Genomic DNA, 12,754 nt, shown 5'->3' with positions numbered 1-12,754 from the left:
CCGAGAGTCCATGGCAAAACTCACCGGTACCGACGAACAGCAATTGCTGGCGCCAACGTCAGTGTTGCATAAATAGCCGACACTAAGGGGTTGCACTCAAATTTACACCACTTGACGGGACACTACCGTGAAAAACAAATGCTTGGCCTTGAAATAACCGAGTTGCAGCACAAAATAAGCCTTGGATTTGATAGAATGCAGTCCTTGCACCAACTCTTTCTCGGGTTGGGAGAGTGAAAAATAATGACAACGATCCTCATATGTAAAGCGTGGTCTACCAAAAATCGCTTTCAATTCATCCTCATCCAGAATGTTTAACCGTTTTTGCTGGATTTCTGTTTTTTCAACAACCATGATTTCTCCATTCCCCACAATTAGCTCTTTCAAAAAGTACACTTTTTGAAAGAGTCTGTTTGCTGTCAGTTCCGTATGTCATAAGTTTAACATAATTAGATTTGAAACATGTCAATTTACTTGTATATATTTTGAAATGGAAATACAATAAAAATGCTCTAATACAGTTCGTGCATCCAAAGGTATTCCATTTACTCCCGGAAGATGGAGGATATCCATGAGGACTTTTTTTTATGCCAGAGTCAGTAGTAAGGACCAGTCGTTAGAAAGGCAGCTTTCTGCCGCCAGAGAGATGGGCATTGAGGAAGAGTACATATTCGTAGACAAGGCTAGCGGTAAGGATTTTCAAAGACCGGAGTACCAATTAATGAAACGAATGCTTCGAGGTGGAGATGCTTTATATATTAAGTCGCTTGATCGATTGGGACGTAATAAACAAATGATTTTGGACGAGTGGCAGGAATTGGCCAAAGTCAAAAGAGTTGATATTGCCGTTTTAGATATGCCCCTTCTTGACACCACGAAATATAAAAATCTGAACGGCATTGAGACCTTGGTCTCGGATTTAATTCTGCAATTATTGAGCTATATGGCTGAGGATGAGCGCAAAAGAATACGGGAAAGGCAAGAAGAAGGGATTCGAGTAGCCGTTCAGAAGGGAGTCAAATTTGGGAGAAGGAAGTTCGAGATTGACGACACCTTTAAATCCGTCTATCCCGAATGGAAACAAAATAAAATCACAGCTGTGGAAGCTATGAAAAGAGTGGGGATGAAAAGCAATACCTTCTACAGAAGGGTTAAGGAGTACGAGGCGAATCTTTAACTGTTAACGACCACTCCTAATCGGGCGATAGATAAAAACCTGAAATGAACCTTTTCGGGGGGATGGGCAAAAACACCCATGTTCGTTCAGGGGATATATCTATTGTTGGTAGCCGACAGCACAAAGATTTTGACGAATACCTTCTGCCGAAGACCGAATGGAATCGGATTCAGCAATCCGACACGAAATTGGCTGTAAGTACATCCGTCAATGAGTATTTGGAGGAGCGGATCGAATCGCTCTCACAGCGGCTGCAATGGGTATCCGAAAACGCCGATGTACTCGCGGGAGTTAACCTAGAGAACGGGAAATTCCACGTTGAACGCCTGGAAAAGGACGTACCTGATGAAGCAAGAGAGTTTAGCTTATCACTCTACGAATTGCTACCTCGCGTCAAACTAACAGATTTACTTATGGAAGTAGCTCAATGGACCGGATTTCACGAAGAGTTTGTGCATGCCTCAACAAACCGTTCACCAAATGACGAAGAAACCACTGTTCTTCTTGCCACTCTCATGGCGATGGGAACGAACGTTGGACTAACCAAGATGGCGGAAGCCACCCCTGGTATTTCGTATCGACAAATGGCAAATGTAGCGCAATGGCGCCTCTACGAGGACGCGATGAACAAAGCGCAAGCCGTTCTTGTAAATTTTCACCATCGGCTGGCTTTGCCATCATTCTGGGGAGACGGTACTACCTCCTCGTCGGACGGAATGCGTGTGCAGATCGGTGTTGCCGCGCTCCATGCCGATGCCAATCCACACTACGGAACCGGGAAAGGAGCTACGATATATCGATTTGTGAGTGACCAGTTTTCGAGTTTCTATACCAAAGTGATTAACACGAACTCCAGGGATGCCGTGCATGTAATTGATGGACTATTGCATCATGAAACAGATTTGGCGATCGAAGAACATTACACCGACACAGCCGGTTACACCGATCAAGTCTTTGGTCTGACGCATCTCCTTGGTTTTCGCTTTGCTCCACGATTACGCGATTTATCGGATTCAAAGCTCTATACCTTCGGAAAACCCACTGAATTCCCAAAACTGGAGAAACTGCTACGCGGGCAAATCGGCACGAAAGTCATTCGTGAAAACTATGATGACGTTCTTCGACTGGCCCATTCAATTCGAGAGGGCTTGGTGTCAGCGTCACTCATCATGGGAAAACTCGGCTCTTACTCTCGACAAAACAGTGTTGCTACAGCTCTTAGAGAAATGGGCCGAATTGAAAAGACAAACTTTATTTTGGATTATCTCTCAAACGAAACATTAAGGCGAAGAATTCACCGAGGGCTGAATAAAGGTGAAGCGATGAACGCGCTGGCAAGAGCCATCTTCTTTGGAAAATATGGAGAACTTCGTGAAAGGGCACTTCAGGACCAACTTCAGCGTGCTAGCGCCTTGAACATCTTGATCAACGCCATCAGCGTCTGGAATACCGTATATCTGGCTAAGGCGACCGAATTCAAGAGGAAAGCAGGTACATTAAACGAGGACTTGCTGAACCACATTTCTCCACTGGGTTGGGAGCATATTAATTTCCTTGGTGAATACACCTTTAATTCAAAGTTACCTGAAACCGTGAATGGATTGCGGCCACTTAGAATCCAATAAGATGCTTAACGTTAAAAATCCGATCCTTTGTGTTCCAGAAACTGTCTTAGCGTGGGTTTTACGTCATTTTGTTGGCGGTACCCCATACAGGTTCCATTCCCCATATATGAGGTCCCGCCCACAAAACGCGGATTTACACCGCCACAATTGTAAAAATAAGGTTCATGTGGTACATCCATATTCACACTCCTGCTCCTTTGTTATGGCTATACAGTGGTACGGGACATGCTCAGTTTGCGGTACAAGGCTATGATGGTTCGGTGTTTTTCTTCCCATTCAGAAGAAACCAAAGCAGGGATTTTATACTCCCATTCCATGAAGTCCATAAGGGCTGCTAGTGCCTTGTCTCGTTCTGTGTCTGTCATGTCAGATTGCATGATGTGTTCATACTGCGCGTTAATTTCGCTTAATTTCATATGGTGTCCTCTTTCATGCGCTTCCCGCGGGTGTTGATCGTTAAACGACTTTCCATTTTTATTTATAACCGTTTTTAACATGTAAATTATAAGCCCTTATGAATTGTCCCATCCCAGATCCGGCGGATTTCTCTTTCTGAACCACATACCGGACAACAGCGGGGATTCGTAGGTTGTATCCATTCTACCCAAAAAGGGTGTCCGTTTCGGCAGATGAACCCGCGCAACATCTCGGTATCCTGTTCCATAATCTTTTCGTATCGGGCCGTTTTCAGGCCCTCTGGCGGGTCAATGAGTCGATTCAGCCATTCTTGTACGGCTGTGTTCACAAGCTGCGTCATGGGGCGATTCTGGGTTTCTGAGACGCGGTATAAAGATTCCTTTTCAGTGTCTGTGAGGTAAACCGTAAGCCGATTGTCCCGTACCTCATTCACTGCTTTTTTTGGTCGTGCCATATACATCACCTTCATTAATGTTATTTACAGGTATATTATATTGTTGTATTTTATACATGTAAATAACATTTTTATAAAAATAGCCTCATGGTGAAGCCGGGCATTTATTCGGCTTCCCAAGGGTTATAAACCGTTACCCGGCAGCGCTCTAAATCGCGAACATTGCGGGTCAAGACAATTAAATTGTGTGTGATTGCTGTAGCTGCAATCAGACTATCCATGACGGGTAATTTAACCCCTTCCTTCTCCGATGCACCTTGTATCCGCCCCCAATTGAACATCACATCTAGATCGACGGGTAATATCCGCCCTTCAAATCGTTTGGCCAAATCCTGATCGACCCAACTTTGCAGCCGTTTTGTCCGGTCGGGGTCACTTAGCTTCGAAATTCCCTTCTGAAGCTCCCCTAAGGTAATCACACTCAGAAACAATGTGCTTTCATGATGTGTATTAATCCACCGAACAACCCCAAGATTCGGCTCCCTCTTGATTAGCTCAGAAATCACATTGGTATCCAGAAGATATTTCACAGTTCCACCTCACGAGCCAAATCTGAACTTCTTTCTAAATCAAGTTCTTCACTACATAAAGGGGACTCCCTAAAGAAATCCGTCAACTTCGTTCGTGGACTCGTTAGACGTTGGTACTCTTCAACGGACAAAAGAACCGCTGCTGGTTTTCCTCGAACCGTAATGATTTGCGGACCATCATGTGCGATTTCTTTTATAAGCTGGCTTAAACGATTTTTTGCCTCTTGAAGCTGCCATTCCATACTCATCAACGGACCCCCATTCATCCAGACTGTCTAGATATATTATATACTGTAATCAACATACACGGAACTTAAATTTGGGCGTGAGGCATAATGGAAATCGTGTTATTCAGGAGAGCGAACCATCATAAAATCGGTATCGATCTATCTACCCTAAAACACGGGTACAGTCACCTCAAAGCGCAGCGTATGGAATTCAAATCGATTCGATACGCTGCGCTTTTTATGGGGGCCTGGGGGCATCGACCCTAAGCAGGGTTTGGGACGGCAGGCCCGAAAATCTCTAGGCCGCGCCACGCTGCTTTTGCTTCCGACGAAGGAGGAATGTCGCACACGTTGACGAACGTCAATGTATAAATGCGCCCTGCACTAAAACGCTTCGCTTTTCGTTTCGGGATTTCGTTCATGGAGGTGCTCGGTTTGGCAGCGGAACTTCCCCGGCTTTTGAGCATTGCAGATCTGCAGACACGGTGGGACTGGTCGCGGCAGGGGATTCACCAGCGGATCAAATTGGATTCGGACTTCCCGAAACCGGTGATGACCGTTTCAAACGGGAAGGTCCGTTTGTTTTTGGAGAGTGACATCGAGGAATACGAGAAGTTAAAACCGTGGACAGCGGATAAGCATTGGCGCTCTCAACGGCCTGGGTGGATTTACAACAACCACCCTGAAAAAACGACGTTTTGAATATGAATGTCTACGCAACGATGACCCCTGAGATTGTCCTTTACAGATTCATCCATGCGAATTACGATAGGGTTATCAAATCAATCCCCCACTCTATCGAGCGAAAACCATCGTCATTCAAAGGTGGACGCGAAATTCGCGGCACGTGGGTAAAGGGACATATCACGCTTTCTTCCTGAGCGCTGTATGTAAACCGAGAAGAAGGTGCGGAGTAGCGAAAGCCAAGAAGCACACAGAGTACCGGTTCCCTTTCGCGTATCCTGATATTGCGCCGTGCAGTTGGAAGTCATCTGGTGTATTCATCCCTGGTACATCAGGTGATGAGTGTGCCCATTGGGATAATGGACGCACAGTAAACGAAGAAGCGTACAAAGTACCGCTGAATTTAGCGAGAAAAGGACGTGGAGTAGTTTACGACACAGGTAATTTGTAAGACCTTCCGCCACTCTGGCAATGACGGAAGGAACGGTAGCGCTTGATGTTTGAGCCCGCCGCATGCCAGATCATATACCTCATCCAGTTCGCAGTGAAACATCCGAGTGAAGGATGCACCGTAGCGCTACCGCGCGATTGCCGAACATGGACAGCAACACCGGGTAAGTCCGCCGGCACACGGACCATAATGCGGGTTGGGCTAGCGCCCAGGCACATCGCCGATACCCATCGCTCGCATGTCGCATCCGCCAATGCGGAACCCAACAAGGGTATGCGACACAGGTGCTCAACGATAAACCCCAGCTGCAACTGTCTCTGTATTGGACGGAGTGCAAGACAGAGACAGTTGCAGTGGCCGCCGGACCCTCGCCGAAAATGGCGCAGACCGCGCGTACGACAGCCACATATGCCTCCTAAACTAACTCGGAAACTGGGCAGAAACACCCAGGCCGTGACTAGCCCGAACTATGCCCTCTACCGCAGTCCTCACTTGGCTAGATAAATTCGCGTCACTTCGTCCCGCCCGTGGCCCAACTCCCGACTCACCGCCATCCTCGCCGCTTTCTCGTCGCCACCTTCACGCTGTAGATGATACGAATACCGTTCCTGCGCGTACGCATGACGAAGTCCGTGGAATGTAAGCCTTACCTCTCCCTCCGTAAATCGGTCACGGTGTGTGTAAACCCAGTTTTCCACCTGTTTGTTGACCTGGTGGGCCTTTTCGCTTGGACCCACGAACAATCGCGACTGCCGCTGTCGACCATACTCCTGTAAGGTTTTCTGGATAACGATTCTTGAGGTGCCGGTTAGCGGTACATTCCGAACTAAGCCGCCTTTCCCCTTAATCGTCAGATACCCATCATTTAAGGCCTTACGGAGAATCGGAGTGGTCAATCTAGTTGTCTCATGTAATCGGAGTCCGAGAACCCGCGCAAACTCCATCAACCGACCGATTTGAGGCTTCCCTTGGGCTGCCGTCAGTTCTAAGGCATTTCGATACTCACTATCGCTCCACGCACGTGCAATTTGGCCAAAATGCCGACGCTCGATTGAGGCCCCGAACTGCTGACCAATGGCCTTGTTATCTGGAAGCTCATAACGGCTGTTCGTCTGGTCGTGAAAAAAACGGATCGCGCTCAGGTCCGTCTTAATGGTCGATGCACGAAGGCCCTTCTCTTGCATGTGCTGCAGATACGCTATAAGATGCTTACCCTGAACATTCTCGAACTTCTGCAGCCGAAATCGTTCTGCTACAAACTGGCAAAACCGGTCGGTCGCCTCAAAATAGCGGTAACGTGTTTCAATGCTCCCCTGATTCACATGTCGAAACAGTTTGTCTAACTGGCGTCTCAAATTCTGATATATCCCTACATGACTACTTGGCAAAAGACTCCCCTGTCAAAAGCGTAATGTACTTTAGAAGAACTTTTACGCCGTCTTTATGCCAACTTGTCAGAAGGGTATAAAGGGATGCATCCCTTCTACTGCCAATCTATTAAATTCCTTCTCTAGACGAACATAAATGCCCATAGAAGCGACTTTATACACTTTTATGTAGCAAACAATGATAAAGGCATTCAATGGGCTTAAAAAGGCGAATAGAGCCCTTAAATAGAGCCCTTATTAGAGGTCTGGGAACAGGTCATAGAATGCACTATACCGTTCATCGCGGACTCGTGTTTTATCGCTTGTTGCTGCTACCTCTGACAATGCTTCTGTATCCCAATCCTCTTCAATGGCTTTTCGGAAGGCACCGATTACGTTTCTGTACTTGCTTTTGGTTGCAGCTATGTATTGAGCTTTCGCTAAAATGTACTCCCTCCCGTATTGCTGCATCCAGCGTTTAAGGTCAGATAGTTTAACCTTCTTCCCTAAACACTTCTCTATAGCAACAACATCGTTTTCTTCTGTTGTTGTTAAATGATCTTGTTCATGTAGATCTGTTAAATGATTTTGTTTGGGTGCACGTGGTGCACTAGGGTGGTGCATCTCCTGCACCGGGGGGGTGCACGTGGTGCACTGGGGGGGTGCTTCCTGTGCACTAGGGTGGTGCATCTCCTGCACTACTGGGCGCTCCATGTAGTACTTGTTTGAGGTGTTGCGGATTTTACGGTCTTTGGTGACGTCATATCGCATTTCTTTCCGAAGCAGACCTTTTGCAACTAATCCTTGAACCGCATAGATCGCCTGTCGACGGCTCATGCTGCCCAGGCGTGCGATTGTGGCATACGAAGGAAACGCGACCGCTTCTCGAGGATTCGAAAAAGAACGTAATACCATGTAGGCCATCTTTTCGTAAATCGATGTCTCGGGTACATCTAGGATTTCCACCGGAACAACAAACACTCGCAGATTGTCTTGCAAAAACTCTTGTGTCATAAATTAACCTCTCCCTTTGGATAACGGAGAAGTAAAAAGCCCTGCCGACCGTAGTAGGTGACAGGGCTGTTAAGTCTATGATCCGTTGCATTTAGATGGTTGATGAGTCGCTGATTTATCCTGTAGAATAAACCTAGCATAACTACTATAACCTCTAAATAAGGTCAACGGAGCGCCTGTTCACCGTCTCTCGCACGGTGGTGCAGAGGTTAGTTAGTGTCCCCACACTACTAACCCCGTTGGCTTTATACTTTTCCGTTCGAATATTCGATTAGGATTATCATAGCAAACATTCGACAAAAATTACTAGAGTAATAAACTCCTTTCCTCGCTTAGGTTATCCCATCCAACACACCTACAGGAGATTTAAATACCACGTCGAAACTCCATCTATGAGCGAAAGCGAATAGTGAGCGCATGAGCGAAAAAACTTATAAACTCAGAAAATAAAAGACAAAACTGGACGTTGCGCTTGTGTGAGCGTTGTAGCGCCTACGTGAGCGAAGTGAGGGATGAGATAGTGGATGATTGGCCGACACTGCCTCAACTGGCTAGAGAATTAGGGGTAGCGGATAGCACAGCACGTCGATGGGCGTCATCTTTTCCAGATTTATTACCGACAAAGGGACACGGATCGGCACGTCGATTCCACCCGCAGGCGAGGGATGTACTAAAACGAGTACAGAGCCTCTATACGGCTGGATTTAACACGGATCAAGTAGCAGAGTTGTTACAACGGGAATTCCCGGCAACAGTGGATGTAGTGACCGTGAGTGAAACTCAAGCGCATGAGCGAAAGGATATAGTGGGCCTACAATCAGCGATTGTCGCGATATTTGAGCAACAAACGGAAATTCGCGAGCAAATGGTCAAGATGGAACAACACTTTATTCAGGAACTCACTGAGACGGAAACACGCTTGGAGGATGAGTTAAGAACTGTTCGAGAGGAAAATAGCCATTTACGGGATTTTATCGATGACCGGCTAGAGGAACGGGACCGCAAGCTCATGGAGACCTTAAGGATGATGCACGAAAAAGCACAACGCGAAGTCGCAGCTGCCCAGGAGCAGAAAAAACGCCGATGGTGGCCGTTTGGGTAACGTAACATCCGATATCGGACTGTGTTCTAAGTATGGTTACTATAATATAAAAATACGCTGCTAGACGGACTTGAAAATAAGTCTAACAGCGTATCTGACTAATGAAGTATCAGTTTTGTTTATGCGTAGGTTGTTGTGCTCGTACAAAAGTTCCGTAGGGCAATATAATTTCTTGTATGTTAGGATTGTGCAATGCCTCAGCTTTGCTATGAGTAATTTGGTCTGATCTGAATTGTGGAGGGTTGGAAGTTCTCACAAAGTACCCATCTGGCATAACGATGTCTTGAATCGTTGAAGCAACTTTATCAATTTGTGATTGAGTCAGTTGTGGTTCTGCTGGTGCCGAATGGCCGTTAAGCATTGGACTTGATGCATGAACAACTGTTACTATTCCAAAAGTCACTAACGCAGCAGCTGGAATGCCTGTTATAGTACCGATTTTTACCCATGTTCTCATATTCCTATTCCCCTTCCTCTCTACATCAATAATGAACATACCCGTTACCGTCTGTTGGTTGTCCGTATTGTGAGTTGTACCAGTAGGAGGCATTGTAAATAGTTAGATTATAGTAACCAGCTGTAGAAATATACCATTGAGCGAAGCCATCTGAACTCGTGTAAGTACCGTATACTTCCGAAGAGTAATTGTTGCCATTACTGCTACTGTAAACATCATAAACCATATCAGCAGGTGGGGGCGAAGCCTGTCCATTGTCAACCCACTGTGTAACATCCATATAAGGAGCGTCGTCATAATAGAAATAGTATGAATCATTGACTGGTAAATACGAAGTAACCTGGTCCCACTGAATCAATGGACTTGTTGATGCATAGGCCGCGGCAGGTAAGGCGAACATTGACAATGATGCAAATGCAGCAACGAGAAATTGTTGCTTCTTTTTCATAACGTTCTCCTCCTCTCTCTCATATATCCAGTATCGAACATTAAAACAACTAATGTAATAGGTCTTTTGTCCCTAGATACTTCCAATCAGCATATTCGTTAGTTAAAATTTTCAATTAGGTAAGGATACTTGAGAGTTGGATGAGGTGATGAAAATGAGAAAGTGGTTACTTCCGACGATAGCCATTCCAGTAGTGTTAGCTATAGTCGGGTTTACGTACGCTCAACGAAACACCATACTATTGACTCAAACGTCTGTTGACAAAGTAATCAAGGCAGCTCATTTTCCTGTGAAGAAACCAACCTTCTTACCTTTTTGTGTAATTCAATCATGGGGACAGATCACAACTGTAGTAAAGGGCGATTCCAATAATACGGAAATTTCCATTGTTTATGCGGGTAAAGGTAACTCAATGGCCGAGTATGTAGCACCTACGGGTAGCGGCCTAATCAAAATTCCTTATCATCAGCCAACTGTTTATATGAGTAACGGACGGACTGCGACATATGTCAAGGGTAGTGGAACACTATTTTGGCAACAAGGTAATGAAATCTATAACCTTATCGTACATCCCTACAATCTTCTGTCTGAGTCAGAGCTAATAAAAATTGCTGATTCCGTCAAGTAGGTAGATAACATAATGACCGGTTACCGGACGAAAAAACACACCTGCCGTCGAGCTTCAAACAGGTGTGTTTTCTTATGCCGCATTAAAAAGCTGAAGAGGTATTTCCGTCCAAACCAAGTTCATTTTTGGCCTCACGGCCGATCTGTTCAGCAACCCAAGCATTTAAACTCTTTCCTGACTTTTTCGCTGCCAGTACTGCAAGTCGGTGTTGGTCTGGACTAAGCCGAACCATAAACTTTCCTGAATACGGCTGTTCCGGCTCCTCACCCCGTTCAACACAAAAGGCAAGGTAATCCTCTACAGATTCCTCAAACGCACATCGGAGTTCATCCACCGATACACCTTGGAATGTAATGACATCTCGTGTATTGATGACTTCTCCATGAAAAATATTCACTTCGTCGTCGAATTCCACACGCGCCAGATAGCCTTTATAATTCATCATCAGGCATCACTCCCGCTTCCGTTAAAAATCGGCGCATGGACTTTACGGCCCCTTTATCCGTTTCCTTTTGTGGGTGAGGCCGGTGAAACACGGCTCTGACCCCGTTTAGAGCAATGCGGATACGAGACCCTTTACCCTCGGAAATCTCGGCTCCACAAGCCCTTAATAATGATTCGATGTCCGTCCAAAGGATATTCGAACGTACTGGGTCCTCAAAAACGTTCTGTAAGGTCTGCTTTTGGCGCGTATTCATATATGAATAGTATCACCATTTGATATCATTTTATAGCCAAGATTAAAATTTGTGCGAGCAAAAAGATGAGTGTGTGTATCATTGGGGACATAACTGCCGTTATGGGACAAGTGGTCAGTATATCGGCATATCATTAAGACACCGAGAGGAAGGTGTTTGAATGCCAGGATGGGAGAGACAAACTATCATATGATAATATGGACGCGATAGAGTTAGTAATTACATACGGAGATGGTAAAATGAGATATGCGTGGAAAGCCAAATTTCTCGCTGTAGCTACTATGTGCTTTACAACTGCTGGGTTGATAGTTCCTGCCTACGCGAGCTCTGTATCTGGGACTAATTTGACGAAGTCCTCTGTCAGACGAAACATTCCATTAGCTACTGTCAAAAATTTAACTGATGGATCAAAACAGTACATTTATTATATCGATGGAGTGAAAAATTCATTTTTTATTCCTCCGGCGTCATTTAACCCTTACACTGCAAGTAATCAAGATTTATTGAAATATGGGTATCCTTCGCGCCCTGATAAAGCATCCCTTTCCGCGACTGAGTACCAAAGTGAGATGCAAGATTGGTCTTCCTTTGTAAGTCATCATAAAAGTCCGACTAGCTACCCTCAAAACATTGTTGTTCAGTCAGACACCAGCAACGGCCAATCCAGTACTACGTCAAGTACCAACACGTCTAATTCAACACAAGACTCATGGTACAGCAATTGGTCTGGCTATATGGCAACATCAAGTTACAACGAATGGACTATCGCATCAGGTGAATTCTATCAACCATCTTGGACATACTTATCATCATACCCTAATGCCCAAGAGTCTACATGGGCTGGGTTAGGAGGAGCTGCTAATAGTAGTTCTGATTTATTACAAGATGGTACCGCTATCGACACGGGCGGACAGATGGTTGCTTGGTATGAATATTTGAACTCTGGGTATGACAGTAAACAAATTGATATGCCTAGTGTAGTCGTACATACCGGGGATCATATTAAGGCGTATGTTAGTTACGACAGCTCAACTGGCACCACACTCTTTGATGTTATTGATTACACTGACAATACATCATCTGCTGCACAGTTATCTAACTCCTCAATCTACTACGACGGGCGATACGCAGAATTTATTTGTGAGCGTCCAAAAGTAGGCGGTTCTTTTACACCTTTGGCTGATTTCTCCCAAGCTGATTTCTTTGAAGCCCAAGTATATAGCATCTATAATAGTTGGAATCAAGTTGGGGCATTAAACAACGAACACATAGAGATGACATCCAATGGTGCATCAACCGGAACCCCTTTGGCGAATGCTGCAATAACATCATCAAATACATTTTGGGACTCCCTCGTGGAATAAGGTTTTTCTCACGAATGCTCGCTCATTCGCAGGATTTCATTGTCCTGTTCAAGTAGGATTAAGAAGGAACGGTTAATTAGGCTAAACTCTAGGCGTTTGAGGGCATGTGGG

Annotated in this window: 15 protein-coding genes and 2 pseudogenes; 6 read left to right on the top strand and 11 right to left on the bottom strand. The window is 45.4% G+C overall.

Annotated elements, in window-relative coordinates:
* Positions 1–129: 129 nt before the first annotated feature.
* A pseudogene (locus tag AN477_RS07870) lies at positions 130–354 on the bottom strand (DUF4158 domain-containing protein); the annotation flags it as partial.
* A gap of 217 nt (positions 355–571) precedes the next feature.
* Between AN477_RS07870 and AN477_RS07865 the strand changes: the two are divergent.
* A complete protein-coding gene (locus tag AN477_RS07865) occupies positions 572–1,177 on the top strand; it encodes a recombinase family protein (RefSeq protein ID WP_054968626.1) in 606 nt (201 codons plus the stop codon).
* Between the two features lie 77 nt (positions 1,178–1,254).
* Positions 1,255–2,802 (top strand): annotated as a pseudogene (locus AN477_RS07860) (Tn3 family transposase); the annotation flags it as partial.
* 206 nt (positions 2,803–3,008) lie between these two features.
* On the opposite strand, the gene AN477_RS07855 reads toward AN477_RS07860, so the two are convergent.
* The 4 genes from AN477_RS07855 to AN477_RS07840 all read right to left on the bottom strand — a co-directional run bounded on the left by AN477_RS07855 (position 3,009) and on the right by AN477_RS07840 (position 4,451).
* Complete coding sequence (locus tag AN477_RS07855; protein ID WP_054968625.1) at positions 3,009–3,218, bottom strand: hypothetical protein; 210 nt, start codon at positions 3,216–3,218, stop codon at positions 3,009–3,011.
* 86 nt (positions 3,219–3,304) lie between these two features.
* The gene (locus tag AN477_RS07850) at positions 3,305–3,673 is read right to left on the bottom strand and encodes a hypothetical protein (protein ID WP_054968624.1); all 369 of its coding nucleotides are present in this window, start codon (positions 3,671–3,673) and stop codon (positions 3,305–3,307) included.
* A gap of 104 nt (positions 3,674–3,777) precedes the next feature.
* A complete protein-coding gene (locus AN477_RS07845) occupies positions 3,778–4,203 on the bottom strand; it encodes a type II toxin-antitoxin system VapC family toxin (protein ID WP_054968623.1) in 426 nt (141 codons plus the stop codon).
* The gene (locus AN477_RS07840; RefSeq protein WP_054968622.1) at positions 4,200–4,451 is read right to left on the bottom strand and encodes a type II toxin-antitoxin system Phd/YefM family antitoxin; all 252 of its coding nucleotides are present in this window, start codon (positions 4,449–4,451) and stop codon (positions 4,200–4,202) included. Before AN477_RS07840 ends, AN477_RS07845 begins: the two co-directional genes overlap by 4 nt.
* Before the next feature lie 414 nt (positions 4,452–4,865).
* On the opposite strand from AN477_RS07840, the gene AN477_RS07835 reads away from it, so the two are divergent.
* Positions 4,866–5,132, top strand: a complete 267-nt coding sequence (locus AN477_RS07835; protein ID WP_157061867.1) for a hypothetical protein — start codon at positions 4,866–4,868, stop codon at positions 5,130–5,132.
* Positions 5,133–6,053: 921 nt separating this feature from the next.
* Here the strand turns inward: AN477_RS07835 and AN477_RS07830 are convergent.
* A complete protein-coding gene (locus tag AN477_RS07830) occupies positions 6,054–6,920 on the bottom strand; it encodes a tyrosine-type recombinase/integrase (RefSeq protein WP_169787862.1) in 867 nt (288 codons plus the stop codon).
* A 270-nt stretch (positions 6,921–7,190) separates the two neighbouring features.
* On the bottom strand, positions 7,191–7,946 hold the full coding sequence (locus tag AN477_RS07825; RefSeq protein WP_054968619.1) for a helix-turn-helix domain-containing protein: 756 nt from the start codon (positions 7,944–7,946) through the stop codon (positions 7,191–7,193).
* A gap of 520 nt (positions 7,947–8,466) precedes the next feature.
* Between AN477_RS07825 and AN477_RS07820 the strand changes: the two genes are divergently transcribed.
* Complete coding sequence (locus AN477_RS07820; protein ID WP_054968618.1) at positions 8,467–9,048, top strand: MerR family transcriptional regulator; 582 nt, start codon at positions 8,467–8,469, stop codon at positions 9,046–9,048.
* A gap of 109 nt (positions 9,049–9,157) precedes the next feature.
* On the opposite strand, the gene AN477_RS07815 is transcribed toward AN477_RS07820, so the two are convergent.
* Both AN477_RS07815 and AN477_RS07810 read right to left on the bottom strand, forming a co-directional pair.
* On the bottom strand, positions 9,158–9,505 hold the full coding sequence (locus tag AN477_RS07815) for a hypothetical protein (protein ID WP_054968617.1): 348 nt from the start codon (positions 9,503–9,505) through the stop codon (positions 9,158–9,160).
* A gap of 25 nt (positions 9,506–9,530) precedes the next feature.
* Positions 9,531–9,953 (bottom strand): hypothetical protein, encoded by a 423-nt coding sequence (locus AN477_RS07810; RefSeq protein ID WP_054968616.1) that lies wholly within the window; start codon positions 9,951–9,953, stop codon positions 9,531–9,533.
* A 136-nt stretch (positions 9,954–10,089) separates the two neighbouring features.
* Here AN477_RS07810 and AN477_RS07805 point away from each other — a divergent pair, with 136 nt between their 5' ends.
* The gene (locus AN477_RS07805) at positions 10,090–10,581 is read left to right on the top strand and encodes a hypothetical protein (RefSeq protein WP_157061865.1); all 492 of its coding nucleotides are present in this window, start codon (positions 10,090–10,092) and stop codon (positions 10,579–10,581) included.
* A gap of 82 nt (positions 10,582–10,663) precedes the next feature.
* Here AN477_RS07805 and AN477_RS07800 read toward each other — a convergent pair whose 3' ends face one another.
* Positions 10,664–11,026 carry a type II toxin-antitoxin system HicB family antitoxin gene (locus AN477_RS07800; RefSeq protein ID WP_054968614.1) on the bottom strand — a complete coding sequence of 121 codons (363 nt, stop codon included), beginning with the start codon at positions 11,024–11,026 and terminating at the stop codon, positions 10,664–10,666.
* Positions 11,013–11,279, bottom strand: coding sequence for a type II toxin-antitoxin system HicA family toxin (locus tag AN477_RS07795; RefSeq protein WP_054968613.1), 267 nt, complete (start codon positions 11,277–11,279; stop codon positions 11,013–11,015). Before AN477_RS07795 ends, AN477_RS07800 begins: the two co-directional genes overlap by 14 nt.
* A 239-nt stretch (positions 11,280–11,518) precedes the next feature.
* Between AN477_RS07795 and AN477_RS07790 the strand changes: the two genes are divergently transcribed.
* A complete protein-coding gene (locus tag AN477_RS07790; RefSeq protein WP_054968612.1) occupies positions 11,519–12,643 on the top strand; it encodes a G1 family glutamic endopeptidase in 1,125 nt (374 codons plus the stop codon).
* The last annotated feature ends 111 nt before the right edge of the window (positions 12,644–12,754 follow it).

The sequence above is a fragment of the Paenalicyclobacillus ferrooxydans genome (assembly GCF_001399675.1).
Lineage (GTDB): Bacteria > Bacillota > Bacilli > Alicyclobacillales > Alicyclobacillaceae > Alicyclobacillus_B > Alicyclobacillus_B ferrooxydans.
This window is presented reverse-complemented; position numbering and strand designations above follow the sequence as displayed.

Bases quoted from the DNA above. Each gene is read 5' to 3' on its own strand.
- AN477_RS07810 (WP_054968616.1), bottom strand. From the start codon at position 9,953: ATGAAAAAGAAGCAACAATTTCTCGTTGCTGCATTTGCATCATTGTCA.
- AN477_RS07815 (WP_054968617.1), bottom strand. From the start codon at position 9,505: ATGAGAACATGGGTAAAAATCGGTACTATAACAGGCATTCCAGCTGCT.
- AN477_RS07795 (WP_054968613.1), bottom strand. From the start codon at position 11,279: ATGAATACGCGCCAAAAGCAGACCTTACAGAACGTTTTTGAGGACCCA.
- AN477_RS07800 (WP_054968614.1), bottom strand. From the start codon at position 11,026: ATGATGAATTATAAAGGCTATCTGGCGCGTGTGGAATTCGACGACGAA.
- AN477_RS07865 (WP_054968626.1), top strand. From the start codon at position 572: ATGAGGACTTTTTTTTATGCCAGAGTCAGTAGTAAGGACCAGTCGTTA.
- AN477_RS07825 (WP_054968619.1), bottom strand. From the start codon at position 7,946: ATGACACAAGAGTTTTTGCAAGACAATCTGCGAGTGTTTGTTGTTCCG.
- AN477_RS07850 (WP_054968624.1), bottom strand. From the start codon at position 3,673: ATGGCACGACCAAAAAAAGCAGTGAATGAGGTACGGGACAATCGGCTT.
- AN477_RS07790 (WP_054968612.1), top strand. From the start codon at position 11,519: ATGAGATATGCGTGGAAAGCCAAATTTCTCGCTGTAGCTACTATGTGC.
- AN477_RS07840 (WP_054968622.1), bottom strand. From the start codon at position 4,451: ATGAGTATGGAATGGCAGCTTCAAGAGGCAAAAAATCGTTTAAGCCAG.
- AN477_RS07855 (WP_054968625.1), bottom strand. From the start codon at position 3,218: ATGAAATTAAGCGAAATTAACGCGCAGTATGAACACATCATGCAATCT.